Source organism: Nostoc sp. JL23 (assembly GCF_017115065.1).
Lineage (GTDB): Bacteria > Cyanobacteriota > Cyanobacteriia > Cyanobacteriales > Nostocaceae > Nostoc > Nostoc punctiforme_A.
Genome location: NZ_JABXKN010000059.1, coordinates 169,396 through 193,042, shown reverse-complemented (window position 1 = coordinate 193,042; position 23,647 = coordinate 169,396). Strand labels below are relative to the sequence as shown.

Here is a 23,647-nt window from a genome sequence, read left to right as displayed (position 1 = left end):
TAGTTCATCGTTTTCATCCCTACTTTTATCATAAGTGATTATCCGAACATGATATAATACCCCTATCCTACCATAAAATATTTGTGCAAGAGTCTAAGGAAGTCGTGAAAGCTTTCTGGGAAGTTTGATGTTCTCTTGAAAATGAATAAAGCTCAATTAACTAAAATCATCTTTTAAATCATTCAATAATATTGAAGCTAAAACTAAAAATATTTACTTCCAAAAGCTTGAAGGCAAAAAGGCTCATGTCTATCTTTGGAAATAGTAATTCTGACTTTTTTATTCCTAAAGATTAAGCTTAATCAAGGCAGATTGCAGATAAAAATATGTCAATAATCTTGTATGATTTTTTCAGTAAGGTTAGCCATAAAAAATAACAACAAATAAAATAACAAATGCCTAGACTAGTAGGACAACGCTCTAATACTGGAGCAAATATCACCAGCTTAATCATTCTGCTCGCCATATTTGGGGCACTTTCCGAATACTTTGGTGTGATTGATATAGTTCCCGGCTTTGGACGAGAGGGACGATATTTTCAGCTGAAGTTTCAGGCAACTAACGAACAAGTGATTGAACAACAAAATCAATAAAAATACCAGGAATATATATAATGCTTAAAGGTAGTGATGTTATCGATAAAGTGGTCGTCACCTACGACACAGGTAAAAAAATTGTCCGAATTATAGATTTAATTTTTGATCGGGAACGCAATCAACTTTTGGGTTTTCTCGTTGCAGAGAAGGGACTGTTTCGAGACGCAAAAGTGATTCCTCTACAAGAGGTACAAGCGATCGGGTCAGATGCGATCATAGTTAACTCGAAAGAATCTGTTGTGAAGGCACATCGTGTCCCTGTAATTAAAGAGATTCTGCACCAGAATATCGTGCTGAGAAAAAAGAGAATTCTGACTACAGAGGGACTCGACCTCGGTGGATTGGTCGATTTGTTCTTTGATGAGCATAGTGGACTGGTGGAAGGATACGAAGTTTCTGGCGGTGTATTTGCAGATGCTTATTCGGGGCGATCGTTCGTTCCTGCTAGCGAAACACTGAAAATTGGTGATGATGTTGCTTTTGTACCTCCAGAAACTGCTCAACTGATGGAAGAACAGGTTGGTGGTATCCGAGGAGCCGTTCAGGCAACTGGAGATAGATTGCAGGACTCAGCCCAGACTACCAACCGCAGACTGCAAACAGCAGCTCAAACTGTGAATGAGCAACTGCAAAGCTCTGTAGAGAAAGTGAACCGCGGGCTACAGTCAGCAAGTCAGAATGCAGGCGATCAATTGCAAGCCGCAACTGATGCTACTGGCAGCAAACTACAAGACTTCAATCGAGATGCAACTGCCTCTTTAACAAACAATTTAGTTGATCCTGCCGAACAAAAGGTATATGTGATTGGCAAGTGTCTCGAACGGGATGTGCTGACTCCAGATGGGAATGTACTGCTACTAAAGGGTCAAGAAGTCACCCTAGTCAAGGCAGAAGCGGCCGATCGCCTGGGTATCCTTGATGAACTCTATCGAGCCACGGGTGGCAGTCTGACTGCCAACATCAGCCGCAATTTACAAGCAGCAACAGAATCTGTTGGCAATCGAATTGGCAGCGTAACTCAGAGCAGCGCCGCTAGTCTGCGTCACTCAGTTGATTACTTGGCAGCAAATGTAAATGTGGCGATCCAGCAGGCAAGAGGGCGCAGAGTCTTGCGAACAGTGCGTACTGACGATGGCTTAATTATTGCGGCATCTGGGCAGATTGTGACAGAATCCCTTCTCGATCGCGCTCAGACTTACGCTAAAGAAGCAGAATTGCTGAACGCTGTCGGTCTGATGGCAACCGCAGTCCGTTCTACTGCGAGTGACAGATGGTTAGAAAACAAAGTTCAACTGGGCGATCGAGCAAGCATCGCTCAAGAGAATCTCAACACTTTCTGGCAAGCCTTGAAAGCGAAGGCAGAAAAGTTACAAGGACGCAGCAGACAGGCAATGAAAAATCAACGGATTGAACAAGCATTGGGTCGTCCAGTTACCCGTGTTATTCTTGACCCAGAAGACAACGTGATATTGAATGTAGGTGAATTGATTACACATCGCGCCGTCAGTCAAGCTGAAAAAAGTGGAGTTCTGAATATCTTACTAAGTTCGGTTTATAGCAAGGAGCCACAAATCTCTGACAAGGAGTTACGTGCTTCAGAACATGGAACGGCAGCCTTAGTACATCATGGTAATGGGCGATCGCAACTTGAATCTAAATCGATCTTGTGACTTTGGCCATAAAATAACCAAAAAGGTCAAGATGGTTATTATCGTGTGCGAGCAACTTAGGTAGAACAAAAATATGCGCTAACGACTGATTCCTGCGAAGACATTGCTAGCCCAGAAATCGCTATAATTCTGGTGAGCCAAATAGAGCCAAATATCCTTTGAGTTTTGGGGAAACCAGCCATGTTAGAGTACAACTTGCCAAGGTACTTGCCCTCAGCCGAGGAACTACCAGACTCTGATGAAAGGCCTGTGGATAATGAACTGCAAGAATTAATACCAGGCTTGCTGAAGGCGATCCTACTCATACTCTGGGCAGAACGCATGGACTGGTTGTTTGGCATAGATATGGGTATTTATTATCACCCAGATAAACCGCCAATTGTGCCAGATGGGTTTTTGAGCTTAGGGGTAGAGCGGTTTTATGATGAGGAACTGCGTCCCAGTTATGTACTGTGGGATGAAAATGTTGTACCGATTTTCGTGCTAGAAGTAGTTTCCCAAAATTATCGCAAGGAATACACTACTAAGTTGGATGAATACGAGGCTTTGGGTGTACTTTATTACGTAATTTATTCCTCTCGTCGCCGCCGCAAACCGCATCTGGAAGTACATAAGTTAGTTAATGGTAAGTATGAATTGCAAGAGGGAAACCCCGTTTGGCTACCAGAGATTGGCTTAGGAATTGGTTGCGAAAGGGGAAATTATTGCGGTGTAACGCGGGAATGGATGTATTGGTATGATGAGCAAGGACAACGATATCTCACGCCCGCAGAACAAGTAAAACAAGAGATACAACGCGCTCAACAAGAAGCACAACGCGCTCAACAAGAAGCACAACGCGCTCAACAAGCAGAACAACGGGTGCAACAATTGACAGAACAATTAAGAGCGTTGGGAATAGATCCAGATAATCTGGGTTAACTGGAATATTTTGCAATATTTTCAACAAGACTGAAAAATCTAATTTTTCAGATTTATATATTTGCTATAAATGCGGGTTTGCGACTGGAAGCTTTCAATAAAAAACTATTGCTTTTTAGGAATAACGTTCCTGATTCCACTTTTACTGCCAACAGTATCACCTTTGTAACGAGGGATGATATGAATACTGGTGTGCATAATATTTTGACCGGCGGCTCGATTGATATTGATTCCTACATTAAAGCCATCAGGCTCAAATTCTGTTTTGATAATTTCTTGTACTTTGTTCACCATAAACCAGCAATCAGATTGCTCGTTAAATGGTAGTTCAAAATAACTGCTAACATGACGTTTAGGAATAACCAAAACATGTCCTTTACTTATTGGATAGCCATCAAAAATAGCATAAGAAGTTGCTGATTCAGTTAATAATTTTAGCTTTCTAGGGGGATTACAAAATATACAATAATTAGATGAATTTCGCTGAAAATTATAGTGAACATACTCATATAATTCACGATGTTCATCTAAACAAACTGAAGTATAGGTAAGTTTGACAATACACTGGTAGGTAGGTTTTTTGTGTATATAATGCTCTCGAAAACCTTCTTTTTTTATATCCCTTCTCACAGCGTAATAAGCTTTACCTCCAGGTTTTAATAAATGTGATACTTCCATAAGAACATTAGTTTGTTCTTCAGTAAATAAAACATTTAAAACGTAAAAGCAAATTATTGTATCGAATTTAGTATCAGGATATTCTGGAAAATAATAAGGGTCATAGCCTGTAATATCACAACCTTTTTCGCGCAATATTTTAACATCATTACCAAAGCCACAGCCAAAGTCTAATATTTGGCCTTGTAGAAGGTTTTGATTTAATAAAAACTGTGCCGGAAATGATAGATAATTTCTTTCGATCGCAGTCAGATGGCTGAACTGATTTTTTTGCTGTTTCATGGAATGAATTTTGGTGCTGATGTCCCAAAATTATTATTCCCAGCATCCCTTGAGTTTATGCGATGTCTACGATGGTCACTGAGCCAAGTCGTACCCCTCCGGGGAAGCAAGCTACGCGGAGCGTCTGTCTGCGACACGCTGCGCGAACGTAGAGAAGTGCGGGCTACGCCTACGTATCAGGGTCAACACCTAGCTCACGTAATTTAGCTGCTAATATATCAGCTCGTTGCCGTTCCTGTTCAGCGCGTTGGCTTTCCTGTTCAGCACGTTGGCGTTCTTGTTCAGCACGTTGGCGTTCTTGTTGGGCTTGTTCGCTGCTCCACAACAGCAAATTTCCTTCTGTATCCCACCAGCGCAGCCAATTCATAGTTTGACATAATCTTTCACCTTGCCAAATTCCGAGAAATAACTCTAACTCAGGAATCCAAAAGCGTCCATTAGCGTCTGTTTGCTGCAAATTATATTGCCCATTTTGCAAGCATCGTAGTTCTATGCTTGGTTCGTAAGGGTCATAGGTTACGTAGGTTGGAACTTGGAGAATCTTTTCGTAATAATAGAGTTTACCGTAGGGTGGAGTTGAACGGACTGATAATTCTCCCCCTTCTGTATCTGAGAGAAATTCCATCACTACGGCCACACCAGCGCCTTCTAAATTTGGGGTATAGCTGCGACGCACTACATTTGTTCCCACAGACTGCACTTGAGGGACATAAAACCAGTCTGGGGCTTTGACAACGATTTTTTTGTTGACTGTGGCTACAAGTCCAAAATTAGAGCCAATCAGCATCTGAGGTTGGATGCGTCCTGTGCTTCCCAAAGCATCGGTAAGCGCAGCAGCGATCGCAGGTTGTTGAATATTTTCCACTGGATCATCTGGTAAAATGAAGTCGGCTGGAAGTGCTTCCCAAGTAACAATTGGTTCTTTTTGGATGGGGTTAACTTGTAGAACCATAAAATTATTCCTAATATCCATGCACAGTATATTAGTTATTTTTAACAAATCTTCAGGGCGCACATCTGTGCGATCGCAGCATATAAATTAGATAATCTTAAGTTTTGGATGAATAGACTCGCACTGCCTAAAAACCCAGAAATCTAGAAAGATTTCTCAGACTGGTGTATATACTCGTAGTCAAGCACTTAGCAGGCGTGAGTATTATGCTGGAATGGTTTATTGGCTGGATAGCAAACAATGCCTTTCTGCATCGGAAATTTTTAGAATATTTTTGTGCTTGGGAGTTTGTCTGGCAGTTTGAGAAGGAAGGCAGTATTTCAATTGAGGATCTCAAAACTGAAGTTTTTGGCAAACACTGGCAAGATGAAACTTGGCATGAGGTATTGCGGCTAATTGCGGGAATGATTGATGCGAAATTTGTTGGTGAAATTCTTAATTACTTGATGGTGCAAGATGGCGAAGAGGAAAAATTTATCAACTTGTTTTTAGCGGCTAAGTGTCTTGCAGAAGTGAGAAATCGGTCGGTAATTGCGTCAGTGGCTAATAAATTATTTGGCAAGGTAAAAGACTTAACCAAATATGACCTCTGGTATTATTACACCTATGACAATGCACAAGAAACTAAGTTAGTTCAGGAAGTTCGCATTCAAGCAGTTGTAACAATCGCCGCAATTTGGAAAGATAACCGTGATGCCTTACACTGCCTTAAAGACCGCGCCACTGTTGATAATTATCAGTATGTGCGAGATGCAGCCATCGAAGCATTAGTCAGCAATTTCAAAGATGACCCAGACACCCGCTCGTTTCTTAAAGACCTCACCACTGCTGATAATGTATGGAATGTCAGATGTGCAGCCATCGAAGCATTAGCCAGCAATTTCAAAGATGACCCGGACACCCGCTCATTCCTCAAAGACCTCACCACTGCTGATGATGGAAATGTGCGGCGTGCAGCGATTAAAGCATTAGTCAGCAATTTTAAAGATCACCCGGACACCCACTCGATTCTCAAAGACCTCACCACTGCTGATAATGAAAATGTGCGGTGTGCAGCGATTAAAGCATTAGTCAGCAATTTCAAAGATCACCCGGACACCCACTCGATTCTCAAAGACCGCGCTACTGCTGATAATGTATGGAATGTCAGATGTGCAGCCATCGAAACATTAGCCAGCAATTTCAAAGATGACCCGGACACCCACCCGTTTCTCAAAGAACGCGCCACTGCTGATAATAAATGGTATGTGCGAGGTGCAGCCATCAAAGCATTAGCCAGCAATTTCCCAGATGACCCAGACACTCGCTCGATTCTCAAAGACCGTGCCACTGCTGACAAATCTGATTATGTGCGAGGTGCAGCCATCAAAGCATTAGCCAGCAATTTCCTAGATGACTCGAACACCCGCTCGATTCTCAAAGACCGTGCCACTGCTGACAAATCTGATTATGTGCGAGGTGCAGCCATCCAAGCATTAGCCAGCAATTTCCCAGATGAGCCAGACACCCGCTCGATTCTCCAAGACCGTGCCACTACTGATAATAAATGGTATGTGCGAGGTGTAGCCATCCAAGCATTAGCCAGCAATTTCAAAGATGACCCGAACACCCGCTCGTTTCTCAAAGAACGCGCCACTACTGATAATCAATGGGATGTGCGAGGTGCAGCCATCAAAGCATTAGCCAGCAATTTCAAAGATGACCCGAACACTCGCTCGTTTCTCAAAGAACGCGCCACTACTGATAATCAATGGGATGTGCGAGGTGCAGCCATCGAAGCATTAGCGAAACACTTCAGAAATCAGCCTGAGTTGTTTGAAATTTACTACAACTGCGCTATCAATGACCCCTTTGAGCGTAAGCGAGACTATGAAACCAATCCTCGGCGCGTTGCACTAGAGATAATTATTAAGCAATTTCTTCAGCATCCGCAGACTTTACTGTTGCGCGACAGAGCAGAGAATGACCTAGATGAAGAAGTGCGGAAGTTTGCTCAACAGAAGTTGGCAGAATTAGAGAAGTAAAAGAGTCTCAAAAATATGAACAACACAGAAGTTGGTCAACAAATCAACCAATATTATGAAATATACAATACGGTTCAGTTAAGCCTAAAACTTTGTTATTCAAGTCAATTTTTTAACGAACCGCCTTCTCTGCGAGAGGCTTCCGCCAACGCGTAGCGTCTCGTAGAGAAGGCGCTGCGGGCGCGTAGCACCCGCAAGCTTGAGGCGATCGCATGATTCATACTTAGATTCAGCAACGCCAAAAACTGGGATGGCCATCTTGCCCATCCCAGAAAAAAGAGAATTTTCTCATCAAACGCCTTGGCTATATTCGAGCTAAGGCGGTTTCGTTAACTTATACTTCTGACTATCTAATAATGAGTGCCTGTTTTCCGATGGTTGATGGCAGTCACAGCATCAGGCTTGAGTAATTTCCCTTCGTCCACGGTTGCATACACAACCCAATGATCGCCACATTCCAGACGTTGGTTGACTGAACATTCCAAATATGCTAGCGAATCAGTAAGGATGGTACAACCGTTATCTGCAACTGCTGTACTAAAGTTGGCAAATCGGTCTTCTCCAGGCGCGAAAGATTTACGGAAATGTTTCATGTAGTCTTGATGATTGCCTTCAGGTAGAATATTTAAGGCAAATTTACCGCCTGGATACATCAAAGATTCGATGGCTCTCTCTTTAGCGATCGCCACTGTGATTCCGGGTGGATTGAAGGTAGCTTGAGAAACCCAAGCACCTAACATCGCGGTAGACACTTCTCCTTGTTTCGCTGTCACCACACAAACGGAACCAACAATCCTACCAACAGCCTGTTCCACTGGAGTAGCGGCTTGTTGGGGTACGCGTACCTTTTTAGCTTTTTTCAGTGCTTGGGCAAAGTCTGTACCGAGTTCTTCACAGAATTTGAGAGTGACATCATCTGGTTTAAACTTCACCTTCAGGGTGTCAAAACCAAAGCGATATCCAGCATCCCGCAGTTTACCTTCAATTAAGTCAAAAGCTTCACCACTCCAGCCATAAGAGCCAAAAACCCCAGCGAGTTTGCTGTTGTCACCGCTTGATAGCACGATACCTAAAGCAGTATGAATGGGAGTTGGCGCATGACCACCGATGGTAGGAGAACCGATGATAAAACCCTCTGACTGTGCGAGGTTGATGCGAATTTCATCAGGGGTAGCAAATTCGCAGTTAATCGATTTGACTGCAACTCCACCTTTAGTTAGTCCCAGAGCGATCGCTTGTGCTAAAGTCGCTGTATTCCCGTAAGCTGAAGCGTAAAGTAGGGCAACAGAAATTTCGCGATCGTTATGAGAACGGCTCCACTCTCCATAAGCTTTAGTAAGTTCGATTAAACTGGTGCGTACTAAGGGGCCGTGACCCACAGCATACATTCTCACCTGCAAATCTGATATTTTCTCCAAAGCTGCTTGCACATGAGGAGTTTGGGGAGCCATCAGGCAGTTAAAGTAGTAACGCTGGTCTTCTTTGAGCGCTTCCCAGTTATCATCAAACACTTCATCACCACAAAGATGAGTTGCAAATAACTTATCTGTGTAGAGAATTTGAGTTTGCTGGTCGTAGGTACAAAGTCCTTCCGGCCAACGCGGGCTGGGAGTGGGTAAGAATTTCAAAACATGACCCTTACCTAAATCCAGAGTTTCTTTCCCCCGCATCACCAAGACATTTAAATCTTGTTCTAAGAAAGCAGCACGCAAATTGTTCGCACCGGGAAGAGAACAAACAAAAGTTACCTGTGGTGCCAGTTCTAAAATTGCTTTGAGGGTTGCAACTCGATTGGGGCTAAAATGACCCAAGATTATATAATCCAAACTTTGTAAATCTAAAGTCTGCCGCAATGCCTCTAAATAAATTTCGGTAAAGCTTTCTGGCGGTGGATCGATAAGTGCGGTTTTATCAGCTTCAATTAAATAGCAATTGGAGGTTGTACCTCTTTCAAGTGCGTATTCAATTTCAAACCGCAGACGTGACCAACTACGCGCTCTGATAGCTTTAGTATTGGTAGCAATTGGTAAAACTTGTACGTCGCGTGGCTTGGAATTGGTCATAGCTGTTGGATAAAGTTAGGGAATAGGGGATTGGGGATAGGGAACAGGGAATAGGTTATGGGGTATAGATCATAGGAAACAGGGGATAGTTTTCTTTGCTGTCCCCTGTCACCTGTTACCTCTTGCCTCTTTCTTAGTAGTAATTACCTACTTTGCGATGGCGAACGGCTGTCAATCCATCGTTTTTGGAGACACGACCTTCTTGGACGGTGCAGTATAAAACCCAATGGTCGCTGCATTCCATGCTGGTCTGTATTTCACATTCCATGTATGCCAAAGCATCTGCCAGAATTGGCGAACCGTTTTTTGCGGTTTGAGTTTTCACTCCCGCAAAACGGTCAGCACCAGGATGCAAGCGCTTGAGGAAGTGTTTTTTGAGTTCTTGATAATTGCCTTCTTCCAAAACGTTGAGGACGAAGCGATCGCCTACTTGCATTAAGGAATCAATGGCGCGGTCTTTAGCAACGGCAATTGTGAATCCTAATGGTTGCAAACTCGCTTGCGTTACCCAGGATGCCAGCATTGCACTTGAGACATTATCTTTTTTCGTGGTGACTATATATAGTCCACTACTAATGCGACCCAACGCCTTTTCCATGTTGACATCAAGGGACTTGATTTGCTTGATGTTGCGATCGCGCACTAGCAATTGTCCGATGTCTTTACCCGCTTCTTCACACAACTGGAATGTTGATGCGCTGGGAGTCTCTTTAATCCGAATGGGTGGGAAAGCTTCTTTGATGCCAGAGTCAAGAAATTGTCTGCGGAGTGTATCAATGGGTTCATCATCCCCACCGTAACATTCAAACAGCCCAAGAAATTGCTTGTTCTTGGCGACAGCTAGCACTGAACTGATACTAGCTTGGGCGGCGGCGGAAGTAGTCGGGGGCATACCAATAATGATGCCAGCTGCTCTCCCGGCTAGTTCTTGGATTTCTTGGCTTTCAGCAGTACTCAGATCCAGTACTTCTACGCCAACGCCAGTTTTCAGGATACCTTCGGCAATTGCGTGACCAAGACGTTCGCCATACCCATATTCTGAGACAAAAAACAAGCCAACTGTGGTTTCTGCTTTAGCTTGTTTTTGGCTCCAATTTTCGTAACACCCTGTCAGAACATCTAAATGGTGGTATAATAACGGCCCGTGACCATTGGCGATAATATTAATCTTTCCGAGATCGCCCATCCGCTTCATCGCATTCAGCAACGAACGAGCGTTAGGGCCCATCAAGCAGTCGTAGTAAAATCTAAAGTCAGCTTCGATCGCTTCTAAATCTTCGTCGAAGGTGCGATCATCACAGAAGTGCATCCCAAAAGCATCACAGGTGTAAAGAATTTGGGTTTTGCGGTCAAAGCTAAAGATTGTATCCGGCCAGTGCAGGTTAGGCGCACTCACGAATTCCATTTCGTGTCCTTTGCCGATATCGATGCGATCGCCAGTTTTCACAACCCGCTTGGAAAAAGGATCGTGTACTAAGCCTTCCAAGAACTGAAGCGCAACTTTTGAGGCTAAGACGGTAGCTCTAGGAGCTAACTGGAGGACATCTTCTACTAAGCCGCTATGGTCTGGCTCTGTGTGACTAACAATTATATAATCAATTGTTTTGGGGTTGACAAGACCTTTGAGAGTCTCTAAATACAGATCGCGAAACTTCTGGTGAGAAGTATCGATCAAAACTGTTTGTTCGCCCCTAATTAGATATGAATTGTAGGTTGTACCGTTTTGCAGTCCGAATTCGATATCAAAGCGATCGCGATCCCAGTCAAGAGAGCGAATCGCCGTTGTGTTAGGGGCAATTTCTACAGTTTGTATAGTTAGCCGATGTTGAACGTTCTCTTCGTGGGCCTTGCCGGTCGTAGACATCGATACCATTATTCGTCTCCGAGCGCAAATTAACAGGTTTTTCTTCTGCCCCCATTCTCTCTATTATTTTTATTTGAAGTTGTAATGAATATCAGTTTTTGAAAAATTTAACTTGTATCAAATATTGCTGTTTTTTAGCAAAAAATGTGACTCAAAAAATATACTAAATATTAATTTATTCCTAAGTTTTACTGAGTACTTATTTTTGCTATTTATCTGGTTTTATCTTAATTCAAAAATATCATAGCAATTATATTTTTTAACTAGAACAGCATAATTTAAACAATATTATATTGCTGGACTATCAACCAAATCTAAATTACTTGTAATGCTTAAGATTGTCAGAAAATATATTTTTAAAGTAGAAAAATATACTTTTGTCAGATACTCCCTTAATTAGAAAAAGTAGGAAAGGTGGGAAAAGTAGGAAAGGTAGGAAAGGTAGGATAAACCTTATTAAACTTCCAAAAAGCATCGAATAGCCTGTTAACATTAGTTTATTCAATAGATATTCAATCTGTTGTTGTCTTAATCAAAAATATGGTACATGGAATATAAACTTTATGTAAAGTTGGTAAAACAGATATTTTTTTGGAGATAATCAAGTCAAATTTCCAGAGACTAGTTGAATAAAAAGGAACTAGGCTTGTATGTCTTTTTCCGCTCATCCAAATGGAAACTAGGGTAAAAAGGATTTTTAAAGTTTCGATAAACCTGCGTAAGCATAGGAATAATCTCAGAAATTTAATGATACAGTCCTTTATTATCGACTTTAAACATTAATCAAGATAACGCCAACAAATTTTTCTTGTCATAGCTATAAGCTACAGCTTCAGGCTATCAGATAAGTTTGCCTATATAGGTTAATGTGTAATCTTGATGTGCCGAACTTTTTATAAAAATCCATTGTTGATGAAAAATTGCAAACTTTGATAGTGTTATCAAGCCAATACCTATCGTGTAGCAGCCTTATAGACGCTGACATCCTTAATACTTGTAGTTCAGTTTTTTGAATGTATGATGAAATACTTAAGTAATTCAGTATACAGACGTAAATAGATACAAAAATGACAAAAATTGATTTTGTAAAAGGTTATTTTTTATGGGATGCCGATTAAAAGTGTTTCTCACAGAAGAGGAAAAGCTAACTTTAGAAGAGTTGAGAAAAGCCAAAGATGTTCCTCAACGTACTAAGGATCGTGCCCAAGTTTTACTGCTGAATACTCGTGGTTTAAAAAATGAGCAAATTGCAAAAGGCTTGAACTGGGCGATTTCAACAGTGCGTCAAACCCTTCATCGCTGGGAAAAAATGGGTTTAGCAGGTTTATGGGATGCTCCCGGTCGAGGAGGAAAACCTCGATATTCAGAATCAGATTTGGTTTATCTCGAAAATTGTCTAGCTCAAGAGTCAGAGACGTATAACTCTAAACAATTAGCAAAAAAACTAGCATCTGAACGTCAAGTAAACTTGAGTGCAGATCGACTACGACGCATACTGAAAAAAAGGGGAAGGAGGTTTGGAAGCGCACGCACACAAACCCAGAAACAGCAAGCATAATTAGCTAATTAAACCATTTTAGGTTCGAATCACTCGTTTCGTTTGAGATGCGATCGCTAGATCGTGGATGACCATCACGATTATCTTCTTGACAAGTTCCTGCTTTTTGCAGAGATAGTGCTTGTTGCGCTTCTTTCTGTTACTTGGGCTTAACTGAACGGTATGGCTATATTAGCTGTTGAACTCAAGTTAGCTGTGCATTATAGAAAATTCTGATGGAGTTTCCCATAAAACAAAGCCCACTTACACATCACAGTGTCAAGTGGACTTGTTAACTATTTTTAGTGGATCCGAGCAGAGTCGAACTGCTGTCCAAATTGGGTATTAACCCCCCGCTCATTCACAGGTTTAGCCTTTCTAATCCTCAAGGCGGGAATCGTTCATTATCCCGAACGTAGGATGCTCTGATTTGATCTTAGCCAGCAAGCCAACCAGAGAACGCTTGCTAGAGCATCCGTTGGGGGTTGGTCTTCAGTCCTTAACGGAGTCAAACTAAAGACGCTCGAACCTATAAGAGGTGTTTAGGCAGCTACTAGAGCATCCTTACGAGCAAAGTTAACGATGTTATTCGCATTTACTTTTTGTTTGAGCCTTTGATTTCCGAGAGGAGACTCACTCTCGACCTGAATCACAGAGCAGCGTTCGCCAACCTGTCGAAACCGTGACGGACCCATGCGCTTCATACTTCAATTATAATACGCAATTCTTGAAATGTGTTAATGAAAAAAATTTTGGCCCAAATACTAAAATAGCCAATTGCTAATCTTAAAATAATTAGCAATTGGCTATATATTACAACGCACTACAAATAAATAATTAGTTATACCTAAGTTAGTGCTTCAGCACCACCCACAACTTCAAGTAGTTCTTGGGTAATTGCAGCTTGTCGGGCTTTGTTGTAAGACAGGGTGAGGGTGTTAATCAGTTCACCAGCATTTTCACTGGCATTACTCATGGCTGTCATCCGCGCTGCTAGTTCACTAGCTGCCGATTCTTGTAGCGCCCGTAATAACTGGTTACTCAGATACAGGGGCAATAGAGAATCTAAAATCTGCACTGGATCTTGCTCGAAGATCATGTCAGGAGCCAACGTGCGGGCTTGGCTAGTCACTTTCTCCCGTTCAACTTCAAATTTACCACCACGGGTTGTCAAGCGGAAGACTTCATCATCGGCTGCTTCTAGACCTTGTGGATCGAGGGGTAGTAAGGTTTGAATCACAGGGCGAGAGCTAACCAAGGAAAGAAATCTGGTATAGATTAATTCGATGCGGTCAACTTCTTCCGAAAGGAACAAGGAAAGTAGTTGATCGGCAATCTGATTGGCTTCCGCTGCGGTGGGAATTTGCTCTAAGCCGCTGTAGGTGGCATCAATTGGCTGATCGCGGCGTTGAAAGTACTGGGTAGCTTTGCGCCCGACGAGTACAAATTGATAGTTTAAACCTTCTGCCTGGATTTCTTTGGCGCGGTTTTCTGCACGACGGATAACGTTATTATTGTAGCCGCCGCATAGACCGCGATCGCCTGAAATAACCAACAACCCAACTGACTTAACTTGGCGTTTTTTCAGTAGTGGTAGGTTTGCTTCTTCAAAGCGCAGACGGCTTTGCAAACCATACAATACTTGTGCCAAGCGATCGGCAAAGGGACGAGTTGCTAGCACTTGTTCTTGCGCCCGGCGCACTCTAGCCGCAGCTACGAGACGCATGGCTTCTGTGATTTTTTTGGTGTTTTTGACCGACTGAATGCGATCGCGTATTGCTTTTAAATTGGCCATATTCTTGAGTTAGGAGTTAGGAGTTAGGAGTTAGGAGTTAAGAGCTAGGAGTATTTCATTAACTTTTAACTCTTAACTCTTCACTCCTCACTTTAATTACGCTGTAGCTTTGAAGGTCTTCTTGTATTCGGTGAGTGCTTCCTTCAAAGCAGCTTCTTCGGCGTCACCTAGTGCTTTAGATGCTTGTACTCCTTGTGCATACTGGGTTTTTCCAGTCTTTAAGTACTCACGTAGACCAGCAGTGAAGGTGGTTACTTGATTTACAGGCACATCATCTAAGTAGCCATTGATACCAGCATACAAAATTGCTACTTGCTCGTATACCGACAGGGGGGAATTTTGTGGCTGCTTGAGGAGTTCGCGCAAGCGTTGACCCCGTGCCAACTGGTCTTGAGTGGCTTTATCTAAGTCAGACGCAAATTGAGCGAAAGCTTGCAGGTCGTCAAATTGGGCTAGTTCCAATTTAATCTTACCGGCAACTTTTTTCATTGCCTTGGTTTGAGCGGCAGAACCCACGCGGGATACTGAAATACCGGGGTTTACAGCGGGACGGATACCAGCGTTAAACAAGTCAGAAGATAGGAATATCTGACCATCTGTAATCGAAATTACGTTGGTGGGGATGTATGCTGAAACGTCACCAGCTTGGGTTTCGATAATTGGTAGGGCGGTCATACTGCCTTTACCTAATTCGTCACTCAGCTTTGCAGCTCTTTCTAACAAGCGGGAGTGAATGTAGAATACATCTCCGGGGTAAGCTTCGCGTCCTGGTGGACGACGTAGCAGTAGGGACATTTGGCGATAAGCTTGGGCTTGCTTGGAAAGGTCATCATAAATTACCAGGGTAGCTTTGCCTTTGTACATGAAGTACTCAGCAATAGTTGCACCTGTGTAGGGAGCTAGGTATTGTAGGGTTGCAGGTTCACTGGCACTAGCGGCGACGACGATGGTGTAATCCATTGCGCCTTTTTCTTGCAATGTTTGTACCACGTTAGCAACTGTGGAAGCCTTTTGACCGATTGCAACGTATACACAAATTACATCTTCTTCCTTTTGGTTGATGATGGTGTCGATCGCGATCGCAGTTTTACCGGTTTGGCGATCGCCAATAATCAATTCCCGCTGACCACGACCAATGGGAATCATTGAGTCAATAGCTGTGATACCCGTTTGCATGGGTTCATGTACAGACCGACGGGCAATGATACCGGGTGCTGGAGATTCAATCAAACGGCTTTCTGGGGACTTAATGTCTCCCTTACCATCGATAGGACGACCCAAGGCATCTACAACTCGACCAATTAGGGCTTCTCCTACTGGTATCTGGGCAATTCTACCAGTGGCAGTTACAGAACTACCTTCTTGAATTTCTAGCCCTTCACCCATCAACACCGCGCCCACGTTGTCTTCTTCTAAGTTTTGGGCGATGCCAATTGTGCCATCTTCAAATTCCAAAAGTTCCCCAGACATAGCCTTTTCCAGACCATAAATCCGGGCAATACCGTCACCAACTTGGAGAACGGTACCAACGTTAGCAACTTTGACCTCTTGATCGTATTGCTCGATTTGTTGTTGGATAATGCTGCTAATTTCGTCAGGTCTAATTGATATGCTCATGTGTGTATCTTGTTTGCTTTCGAGACGGAAAAATTCAAGAGTTAGGAGTTAACAGTTAGGAGTGATGAGTTAAGAGTGATGAGTTAAAAATGCAAAAATTACAAGTTAAAAGTCAAAATAAATTACTATTTACTTAACTTCTAACTCCTAACTCCTAACTCCTAACTCCTAACTCCTAACTCCTAACTATTAGTTAAGCGCAATGAAAGGCGGCGCAACTGACCTCGGATACTAGCGTCAATTACCTGTGAACCTACTTTAATGATCACACCACCAATTAACTCGCTGTCTACCCTGGTTTCTAGTTCTACCTGGCGAGCATTGGAGATGGCGATGACCTTTTGGATGATTGCCTGCTGTTGAGCTTCTGTGAGGGGAACGGCTGAAATTACTTCCGCTAATACGGTTTGATTCAGCTGCCGCAACAGCGCCAGATACTGTTGAAAAATATCTTCCAAGAATGCAATGCGCCGCTTATCTACCAGTATCAGCAAAAAATTGCGTAAGTAGGTATTAGAGCCTTCACCGAGTATTTGTTTGATGAGAGCTTTTTTGTTCTCAGATTGAATAAACGGGTTGCTGAAGAAGTTGTGTAGCTGTTTGTCTGCCCTGAGCAGTCCCAGGAAAGTACGCGCATCTTCCCCGAACTCTTCGGTCAAATTTTTCGATTGCGCTATTGACAAAAGTGCCTGTGCGTAGGGTTGGGCTACTTCGGCTGACGCTACCTGACTTGTCATACGTTGCCTCCCAGTTGTGCGATGCTGCGGTCAATTAAACTTTGTTGAGCATCGTCGGCAATCCCGCTTTTGAGTTGCGATTCGACTTTTTGCAATGCTAGTGTAGCTACCCGTTGCCGCAGTTGAGCGATCGCTCGATCGGTTTCAGTGTTTAGATCTGCTGCTGCTGTTTGTTTCAAGCGTTCTACGTCTTGCACTGCCTTCGCTAACAAGGCTTCTTTCGTCTTTTGAGCGTTTTCTGTGGCAGATTGGCGGATGCGTTCTGCCTCTGCCTGAGATTGCTTCAATTGCTCTTGCGCTTGGGAAAGGGCAGTCTTTGCCTCTTTTAAGCGCCCTTCTGCTTCCTGAATTGCGGTGGCAATATTGGATTGTCGCTCGTTCAGGATATTGCTTAAAACCTTACGTCCGAAGTAAAATAGTATGCCAATCAGAATCGCTAGATTGATCAGATTGGTTTCAAAAATGTCTAGGTTTAGACCGAAACCACCTTCTGCTGCGCCTTCTGCCAATTCAGAGTGAACAGCGTTCGCTTCTGCGGCAAGTAATAAGAATGTCCCCATGATACCCATTTACAAGTGCGCTGCTCGCTTGCTAATACGTTGTATTTTCCCGTAGGGAAATTCAGTATCTTTTCCCCGAAGTGAAATTAAGTATCTTTCCCCAGAAGGGGAAAAAGTGCCTTTTTGACACTTAATTAAGCGCTCTGGACTAGGGGCCAGTTGCGCGTATGCTTTCACAGAACCAGTCTAGCTAGCTTATCTAACTGGAGTTGGTCCCAATAGTTTTTCTAGAATCTGCCTGCTTAGAGCATCAACTTGTTGCTCTAAGGTGCGAAAAGCTTCCTGCTTTTGTTGTTCTATTTCAACAGCAGCTTGTTCTCGTTGAGTCTGAGCTTCCTTTTGGGCCTCAGCAATTTTCTCGGCAGTAATTTTTTTAGCTTCCAGTTGAGCTGCTTCTACAGTCGCTTGCGATTGTCTGCGAGCGTCTGCGAGTTGCTGCTCATATTCGGTGGCTAAACGCTCGGCTTTAGCCAAGCTCTCCCGGGCCTCCAGGGTATTTGTTCGGATATAATTATCGCGATCGTCTAGTACCTTGGTCAGTGGCTTATAGAAAATTGCATTCAACAAAGCTGCTAGTAGCAGGAATTGCAATGCCATGAAGGGCAAGGTAGCATCGAAATCAAACATTTGTCTCCTCTTTGGCTGGAGTAGCAGTTTTCGTGGCTAGCAACATCATCCAACCTTTCATATTTTAGAGACCCATAGCCAATAAGGGTCAACTGAACATTAGAACTATTAAGATATCCAAAAAGTTCCGATTGTAGAGGCGTGATGGTTCACGTCTCCACACTCACAAAAACTTTCAGGTATTAGGCGAAGGGGTTAGCAAACAGCAATACCAGGGCAATCACTAGACCATAGATAGTCAAGGATTCCATGAATGCCAAGGTTAATAGCAGAGTACCGCGAATTTTTCCTTCTGCTTCAGGTTGACGAGCAATACCTTCTACTGCTTGTCCAGCAGCGTTACCTTGACCAATACCAGGGCCAATTGCAGCTAAACCAATCGCTAAAGCAGCAGCGAGAACTGAAGCAGCCTGAACTAATGGATCCATGTTGATTTTCCTTGCTTTGATTACAAAACTAACAAAATTACGTTAACGATTAGAAACGTGGTTTTCACGCTGCACCGGGTTCTTTAAATCGCGCTTTGCGATGTTTTGAGCGAATATGCTCTGGGAACTGTGCTATCAACTGAGAAGTTTAATGCTCCTCATGTTCTTCTCCACCATGCCCCTCCATTGCCTCATGAATGTATGCTCCGGCTAGGGTGGCAAAAACCAGGGCTTGAATGGCACTGGTAAATAAACCCAAGGCCATTACAGGCAGAGGTACAAATAGAGGAACTAGCAGCACCAGCACCGCTACCACCAATTCATCCGCCAAAATATTACCAAATAGCCGGAAGCTTAGGGAGAGGGGTTTGGTGAAATCTTCTAGAATTGCGATCGGCAACAAAACAGGTGTTGGCTCTATATATTTCTTAAAGTAGCCTAAACCCCGTTTGCTAAAACCTGCGTAAAAGTACGCCAAGGAAGTCAGCAATGCCAATGCAACAGTCGTATTGATGTCATTGGTGGGAGCTGCCAATTCGCCCGAAGGTAGCTTGATGAGCTTCCAGGGAATTAACGCACCTGACCAGTTCGATACGAAAATAAACAAGAACAATGTGCCAATAAATGGCACCCAAGGGCGGTACTCTTTCTCACCAAGTTGGTTTTTTGCCAAATCACGGATAAATTCTAGGGCATATTCCATCAAATTTTGGATGCCCTTGGGAATTCTTTGTGCGTTTCGAGTAGCTGCGATTGAAGCCACTACTAGAATACTAATCACAAACCATGAGGTGAGAAAAACTTGCCCATGAATTTTAAGATTGCCCAACTGCCAGTAGAAATGATGTCCTACTTCTAATTCGGCGAGGGGAAAAGAATTAAAGGCGTTTAAGACACTAAGCATTTGCATTCTTCAAGCATTTTCCCCAACGAGCGAGGATGGGATTACTATCTTTGTGAGCCTGACTTTTTAAGAATCAGGAATGAACGCAATTTGCACCATATAGACGAAGAGCGTGGCTTTGTAAGTTAGAAATCCCAAAAAAATGGGCAGAATCTGTAGCTCACGCCATTGAGTTGCCACGATCATCACTCCCATAAACAGAGCAAAACGAGTTTTGCTCAGACTGGTTTTTTCACTACCAAGCTGCTCAACATCTCTAGCCAACATTTTTAAGTAAACCACACCTGTACACGCCCCAATTAAATAATTTAGGGCAATGTTTAAGGAATAAAAAATCCACACAGAGATAAAAATAACCCCCGTCAAGACAAGCGTGATTACCAACAATCGCTGGAAGAGTTGATAAAACTCTTGCATGGAGTTACCTGATTCTGTGTCTTCAGAACCAGTTTTAGCATCTTGTTGCGTTGTCGGAGTGGGCGCAATTGATTCGTCAGACAAGCTCACGGGACTTGAAACCAGTACAGTTAAATATGATGACTGCACATTCAGTCAGCTGAATCATATCACGATGCGGTAACAATACTTTAGGAAAAAACAATTAACTTCTTGTCAACATCAGAGAGTAAGTGCTGACAGACTAAAGCCTAGAGCACTTTTACCAAGTCCGCTGAGGTGGGCTTGGTGAAAAAGTTAGGTTTTTATAGGAGATTGATAAATCGAGGGCAGGCAAGATGCCCACCCCACAAGAATCTTGGGTTGAATATACCTCTCGATTAAATTATCTTGGCAGTTCGCAGACCGAACAGCAAACCTACAGATAAGCCAAAGAATAAACCCAAGAAGACGACATAAGATACAATTGCAAACATTTATTGCTCTCCAGAATACTTCCTAAATCTATTGAATCATTAGTTGTTGGGTATTGGGCATAGGGCATAGGGCATGGGGCATAAGGGTAGAGGAGAAATACTTACTACAACTTCTTTGCTGCTTGCCTGCTTCTTAGCAATCCCTAATGCCCAATGCCCTATGCCCATTTCCTCGATTGCGATACAATACAGCCCACAAGCGCTTGTTTGGGGTTGGGCAATGACTTCTGTAATTAATGTAAATTTACCAGAGCAGTCTTATGAGATTGCGATCGCCCCTTCAAGTTTAGATCAGCTGGGTCAACAGATGGCCAGTCTCAATCTAGGCAAGAAGGTACTGCTAGTTTCTAATCCGACGATTTTTAAGCATTTTGGCGAAAGAGCAATTACATCCCTAACATCTGCTGGATTTAAAGTTGCTAGCTGCACTCTACCACCTGGTGAACGCTATAAAACACTCAATTCCATCAAAAAACTCTACGATGTAGCCTTGGAAAACCGCCTAGAACGTTCTTCTACGATGGTGGCTTTGGGCGGAGGTGTCGTTGGCGATATGACTGGCTTTGCGGCTGCAACTTGGCTACGCGGTATTAATGTTGTTCAAGTGCCTACCTCTTTGTTGGCGATGGTAGATTCGGCAATTGGTGGCAAAACTGGCGTGAATCATCCCCACGGTAAAAACTTAATTGGGGCATTCCATCAACCGCGTTTGGTTTTGATTGACCCAGATGTGTTAAAAACTCTACCTATGCGCGAGTTTCGGGCAGGAATGGCAGAAGTTATTAAGTACGGTGTGATTTGGGATGCCGAATTGTTTGCCCAGTTGGAAGCAAGTAAACGCCTCGACCAACTCCGCTATGTCAAACCTGACCTAATGACCAGCATATTAACGCGCTCTTGTCAAGCAAAAGCTGATGTTGTTGGCAAAGATGAGAAAGAAGGCGGATTAAGGGCAATTCTCAACTATGGACACACCATTGGTCATACAGTGGAAAGTTTGACTGGTTATCGTCTAGTAAATCATGGTGAAGCGGTGGCTATTGGTATGGTAGCAGCCGGTCAAATTGCTGTGGATTTAGGACTGTGGCAAAAGGAAGACACAGAACGTCAAAATGCTTTAATTCAAAAAGCGGGTTTACCGACTCAGTTGCCAGATGGGTTAGATATTGAAGCAATTATTGAGGCGTTGCAATTAGATAAGAAAGTCCAAGCCGGGAAAGTGCGGTTTGTTTTACCAACAGAGATTGGTGTAGTAACAATTACCGATGAAGTGCCATCGGATATTATTCGCCAAGTGTTACGAGGAATGTAAACAATTTAAAAAAGAATTTAGGAGTCAGAATTTAGGAGTCAGAATAAAAGTTAGTTGCTCTGTGCTTCAATTACGAATTAATGAGCCATGATACTCCAAGCCAAAAATCAATTAACTTTGCAAGAGTTCTTGAATCTTCCACCAGGCGAGGGAGATATCACCTACGAACTTGTTGATGGTCAAGCAATTCCTAAAATGTCACCAAAATTTTTTCACGCAAAACTTACCCGCGTTCTTCTCAATTTTATTGAGCAATCGTGTGAGGGGAAAGGAGAAGTTTGCCCGGAATGGGATGTTGCATTAACTCGTCGGGGACGAGATTGGATGCCAATTCCAGATATTTTATACATTTCTTATGAGCGTTTACCCGCTAACTGGGATGAAAACGAAGCTTGTCCTGTTCCTCCTGATTTGGTGATTGAGATTATTTCCCCAGGGCAAACTTTTGGACAAATGGCGGCTAAAGCCAAAGACTATTTGGATGCTAAGGTGCTGCGGGTATGGGTATTAGATAGTAAAGCCAGAAGCATTACTGTTTTTTATCCAGATGCAGCACCACAAACTTATATGGGAGAAGAACTACTCACAGATTCTTTGTTTGAAGGACTGCAATTTACTGTTGAGCAGGTGTTTCAAAAGGCTAAAATACCATTAGCTACTGAATAGCACAATTCTCTTGCTTTAAACATCCATCGAAATTTAAAGTAGTGGAAGGTTTGTCTAACTTTAACCAGTTGCTTGAGCAACTTATCTGGTTAATTTATATGGTAGCTGTATGTAAGCTGTACTGTATTAATGGTTTGGCTGATTAATTCATCCATTTGTAGGAGGTAATTAGTAAGGGAATAGGTATACTTTGTTTATAATCAGACCAACACTAATATGGTTGGATGCTGTATTCACGCAACAGATGTATCAACTATGTTAAACCTAATATTTACCAGATGTATAAAAATAAAAGCTTTGGTGATTTCAACAGCTTTTTTACTGGCTGTACAGGCTTCTGCCAATGCTGAACAAGCAGTTCCTAGTTTGACTCCAAGACAAGCTCAACATTTATCCCGTGACTTGGTTCCATATAATTCTCAAGAATTTTTTAGACAAGGAAAAGATTCAATTGAGAGAGAAATTCAAATTCTTAATCAAAGGCAACAGCGCCCAATTAAACCTATTCTTAAGATTGATTCAGTACCGCAAAGCAAAAAACCACATATTCAGCAAAAACCCCAACCTCTTATCTAAGTAAGAATTATCACTCTTCTATGGCTTTTGCTTGTGCTGTTAATTCTTAAGCTGTAGCACATAAGTTACATTCCCAGGCATCACAATCACTATGCTTTGCTTTTGGCTAACAGAGGTTTTATATTTTCAATAAATTTAGCAATAAAATTTTACAATCTTATTCGTCTAGCAAACTCATCAAGGCTTGAATTTCAACGTCTTGCTCTTGTGGTTCTGATAATTGAGACTGTAGCTTTAATAATTGACTCTGTAATTCTTCTGCTACATGAAGCATCTCAGACTCTTGGGCAATTTTGAGTTGATTTTCTTTAATTTTGATTTGTTTAAGCAAGTCATTTTCAACATGAATTGAGTTGTAATGTTGAGCAATCATAGCTTTACATTTATTATCAATCTATGGAGTGCAATGAAATTTTCCACTTATGTATTATTCCACACTTTTGTCATTTTTTAAATATCTGGTGATTTAATCTTGATGGTTCATAGTTTTTAGCCTGTTGTCTTCTCAAAATTTTGGGAATATTGACTTAAGGGACTTCCAGTTAAAAAACATCTCATCTTAGGGGCGCACAGATGTCATTAGTGCCAACTTAAGCTTAAAGCCAGTGCTAAAAAAAGCTTTTAGCAGATTATCTTGTTATCTCGTTCCCAGTCTCCGACTGGGAATGCCCGTCGTTGAGGTTCCACCTCTTGAGTGGCGGCAGAGTCGCCAGGATTAGCATTTCCAGCCAGAGGCTGGAAACGAGATTTTAAAAGAGTTTTGGCTTAAGTTGACACCAATGCACAGATGTGCGCCCTAATACAAATGTACAAATAACTTGGGATAATTTATTTTTTGTAAGTTCCTAATATAGAGGTTGCCATGCCAGATATTCATGAGGGCGTATAGCTAGCTGTGCTAATTTAACTCTGTACTATACCTATAATTTTGTAGGCTTTTACAAAAATGGAAATCATGAGATAAAA

The 23,647-nt window shown here is 42.5% G+C and carries 23 protein-coding genes and 1 other RNA gene; 8 read left to right on the top strand and 16 right to left on the bottom strand.

Features of this window, described 5'->3' with window-relative positions; translation table 11 throughout:
- Positions 1 to 395: 395 nt before the first annotated feature.
- The 3 genes from HWQ42_RS12585 to HWQ42_RS12575 all read left to right on the top strand — a co-directional run bounded on the left by HWQ42_RS12585 (position 396) and on the right by HWQ42_RS12575 (position 3,187).
- On the top strand, positions 396 to 593 hold the full coding sequence (locus HWQ42_RS12585) for a hypothetical protein (RefSeq protein ID WP_292732904.1): 198 nt from the start codon (positions 396 to 398) through the stop codon (positions 591 to 593).
- A gap of 20 nt (positions 594 to 613) precedes the next feature.
- The gene (locus tag HWQ42_RS12580; protein WP_292812406.1) at positions 614 to 2,266 is read left to right on the top strand and encodes a PRC-barrel domain-containing protein; all 1,653 of its coding nucleotides are present in this window, start codon (positions 614 to 616) and stop codon (positions 2,264 to 2,266) included.
- A gap of 180 nt (positions 2,267 to 2,446) precedes the next feature.
- Complete coding sequence (locus tag HWQ42_RS12575) at positions 2,447 to 3,187, top strand: Uma2 family endonuclease (protein WP_292812404.1); 741 nt, start codon at positions 2,447 to 2,449, stop codon at positions 3,185 to 3,187.
- A gap of 105 nt (positions 3,188 to 3,292) precedes the next feature.
- On the opposite strand, the gene HWQ42_RS12570 is transcribed toward HWQ42_RS12575, so the two are convergent.
- Together HWQ42_RS12570 and HWQ42_RS12565 are read right to left on the bottom strand one after the other, a co-directional pair.
- Positions 3,293 to 4,147 (bottom strand): HIT family protein, encoded by an 855-nt coding sequence (locus HWQ42_RS12570; RefSeq protein WP_292812403.1) that lies wholly within the window; start codon positions 4,145 to 4,147, stop codon positions 3,293 to 3,295.
- Between the two features lie 169 nt (positions 4,148 to 4,316).
- The gene (locus HWQ42_RS12565) at positions 4,317 to 5,099 is read right to left on the bottom strand and encodes a Uma2 family endonuclease (RefSeq protein ID WP_292812402.1); all 783 of its coding nucleotides are present in this window, start codon (positions 5,097 to 5,099) and stop codon (positions 4,317 to 4,319) included.
- Between the two features lie 206 nt (positions 5,100 to 5,305).
- Between HWQ42_RS12565 and HWQ42_RS12560 the strand changes: the two genes are divergently transcribed.
- On the top strand, positions 5,306 to 7,123 hold the full coding sequence (locus HWQ42_RS12560; protein WP_292812401.1) for a HEAT repeat domain-containing protein: 1,818 nt from the start codon (positions 5,306 to 5,308) through the stop codon (positions 7,121 to 7,123).
- A gap of 104 nt (positions 7,124 to 7,227) precedes the next feature.
- On the opposite strand, the gene HWQ42_RS12555 is transcribed toward HWQ42_RS12560, so the two are convergent.
- The 3 genes from HWQ42_RS12555 to HWQ42_RS12545 all read right to left on the bottom strand — a co-directional run bounded on the left by HWQ42_RS12555 (position 7,228) and on the right by HWQ42_RS12545 (position 11,059).
- Positions 7,228 to 7,359: a hypothetical protein gene (locus HWQ42_RS12555; protein WP_292812400.1), complete on the bottom strand. Its 132-nt coding sequence runs from the start codon at positions 7,357 to 7,359 to the stop codon at positions 7,228 to 7,230.
- A 114-nt stretch (positions 7,360 to 7,473) separates the two neighbouring features.
- The gene (locus HWQ42_RS12550) at positions 7,474 to 9,186 is read right to left on the bottom strand and encodes a diflavin flavoprotein (protein ID WP_292812398.1); all 1,713 of its coding nucleotides are present in this window, start codon (positions 9,184 to 9,186) and stop codon (positions 7,474 to 7,476) included.
- A gap of 133 nt (positions 9,187 to 9,319) precedes the next feature.
- Positions 9,320 to 11,059: a diflavin flavoprotein gene (locus tag HWQ42_RS12545; protein WP_292812397.1), complete on the bottom strand. Its 1,740-nt coding sequence runs from the start codon at positions 11,057 to 11,059 to the stop codon at positions 9,320 to 9,322.
- Positions 11,060 to 12,152: 1,093 nt separating this feature from the next.
- On the opposite strand from HWQ42_RS12545, the gene HWQ42_RS12540 reads away from it, so the two are divergent.
- Positions 12,153 to 12,608, top strand: a complete 456-nt coding sequence (locus tag HWQ42_RS12540; RefSeq protein WP_292812395.1) for a helix-turn-helix domain-containing protein — start codon at positions 12,153 to 12,155, stop codon at positions 12,606 to 12,608.
- Between the two features lie 282 nt (positions 12,609 to 12,890).
- Here HWQ42_RS12540 and ssrA read toward each other — a convergent pair.
- The 10 genes from ssrA to petL all read right to left on the bottom strand — a co-directional run bounded on the left by ssrA (position 12,891) and on the right by petL (position 20,127).
- Positions 12,891 to 13,280, bottom strand: a transfer-messenger RNA (tmRNA) gene (gene ssrA, locus HWQ42_RS12535).
- A gap of 154 nt (positions 13,281 to 13,434) precedes the next feature.
- Positions 13,435 to 14,382 carry a F0F1 ATP synthase subunit gamma gene (locus HWQ42_RS12530; protein WP_292812393.1) on the bottom strand — a complete coding sequence of 316 codons (948 nt, stop codon included), beginning with the start codon at positions 14,380 to 14,382 and terminating at the stop codon, positions 13,435 to 13,437.
- 96 nt (positions 14,383 to 14,478) lie between these two features.
- Positions 14,479 to 15,999: a F0F1 ATP synthase subunit alpha gene (gene atpA / locus HWQ42_RS12525; RefSeq protein ID WP_292729036.1), complete on the bottom strand. Its 1,521-nt coding sequence runs from the start codon at positions 15,997 to 15,999 to the stop codon at positions 14,479 to 14,481.
- Positions 16,000 to 16,181: 182 nt separating this feature from the next.
- The gene (gene atpH, locus HWQ42_RS12520) at positions 16,182 to 16,736 is read right to left on the bottom strand and encodes an ATP synthase F1 subunit delta (protein ID WP_292729033.1); all 555 of its coding nucleotides are present in this window, start codon (positions 16,734 to 16,736) and stop codon (positions 16,182 to 16,184) included.
- Complete coding sequence (locus HWQ42_RS12515) at positions 16,733 to 17,305, bottom strand: F0F1 ATP synthase subunit B (RefSeq protein WP_292729031.1); 573 nt, start codon at positions 17,303 to 17,305, stop codon at positions 16,733 to 16,735. The genes atpH and HWQ42_RS12515 overlap by 4 nt, the downstream gene beginning before the upstream one ends.
- A gap of 186 nt (positions 17,306 to 17,491) precedes the next feature.
- Positions 17,492 to 17,923, bottom strand: coding sequence for a F0F1 ATP synthase subunit B' (locus HWQ42_RS12510; RefSeq protein WP_094351161.1), 432 nt, complete (start codon positions 17,921 to 17,923; stop codon positions 17,492 to 17,494).
- Between the two features lie 182 nt (positions 17,924 to 18,105).
- On the bottom strand, positions 18,106 to 18,351 hold the full coding sequence (gene atpE, locus HWQ42_RS12505) for an ATP synthase F0 subunit C (RefSeq protein ID WP_013192016.1): 246 nt from the start codon (positions 18,349 to 18,351) through the stop codon (positions 18,106 to 18,108).
- A gap of 148 nt (positions 18,352 to 18,499) precedes the next feature.
- Positions 18,500 to 19,261: a F0F1 ATP synthase subunit A gene (gene atpB, locus HWQ42_RS12500; RefSeq protein ID WP_012411161.1), complete on the bottom strand. Its 762-nt coding sequence runs from the start codon at positions 19,259 to 19,261 to the stop codon at positions 18,500 to 18,502.
- A 60-nt stretch (positions 19,262 to 19,321) separates the two neighbouring features.
- Entirely contained in the window at positions 19,322 to 19,762 is a 441-nt protein-coding gene (locus HWQ42_RS12495) for an ATP synthase subunit I (protein WP_292724941.1), read from the bottom strand.
- Between the two features lie 269 nt (positions 19,763 to 20,031).
- Positions 20,032 to 20,127 carry a cytochrome b6-f complex subunit PetL gene (gene petL, locus HWQ42_RS12490; protein WP_084227316.1) on the bottom strand — a complete coding sequence of 32 codons (96 nt, stop codon included), beginning with the start codon at positions 20,125 to 20,127 and terminating at the stop codon, positions 20,032 to 20,034.
- A gap of 220 nt (positions 20,128 to 20,347) precedes the next feature.
- On the opposite strand from petL, the gene aroB reads away from it, so the two are divergent.
- The 3 genes from aroB to HWQ42_RS12475 all read left to right on the top strand — a co-directional run bounded on the left by aroB (position 20,348) and on the right by HWQ42_RS12475 (position 22,681).
- A complete protein-coding gene (gene aroB, locus HWQ42_RS12485) occupies positions 20,348 to 21,439 on the top strand; it encodes a 3-dehydroquinate synthase (RefSeq protein ID WP_292812391.1) in 1,092 nt (363 codons plus the stop codon).
- 87 nt (positions 21,440 to 21,526) lie between these two features.
- Positions 21,527 to 22,105, top strand: a complete 579-nt coding sequence (locus HWQ42_RS12480) for a Uma2 family endonuclease (RefSeq protein ID WP_292812388.1) — start codon at positions 21,527 to 21,529, stop codon at positions 22,103 to 22,105.
- 255 nt (positions 22,106 to 22,360) lie between these two features.
- Positions 22,361 to 22,681, top strand: a complete 321-nt coding sequence (locus tag HWQ42_RS12475) for a hypothetical protein (RefSeq protein WP_292812386.1) — start codon at positions 22,361 to 22,363, stop codon at positions 22,679 to 22,681.
- Positions 22,682 to 22,838: 157 nt separating this feature from the next.
- Here the strand turns inward: HWQ42_RS12475 and HWQ42_RS12470 are convergent, their stop codons facing one another.
- On the bottom strand, positions 22,839 to 23,054 hold the full coding sequence (locus HWQ42_RS12470; protein WP_099101757.1) for a hypothetical protein: 216 nt from the start codon (positions 23,052 to 23,054) through the stop codon (positions 22,839 to 22,841).
- Positions 23,055 to 23,647: the final 593 nt, after the last annotated feature.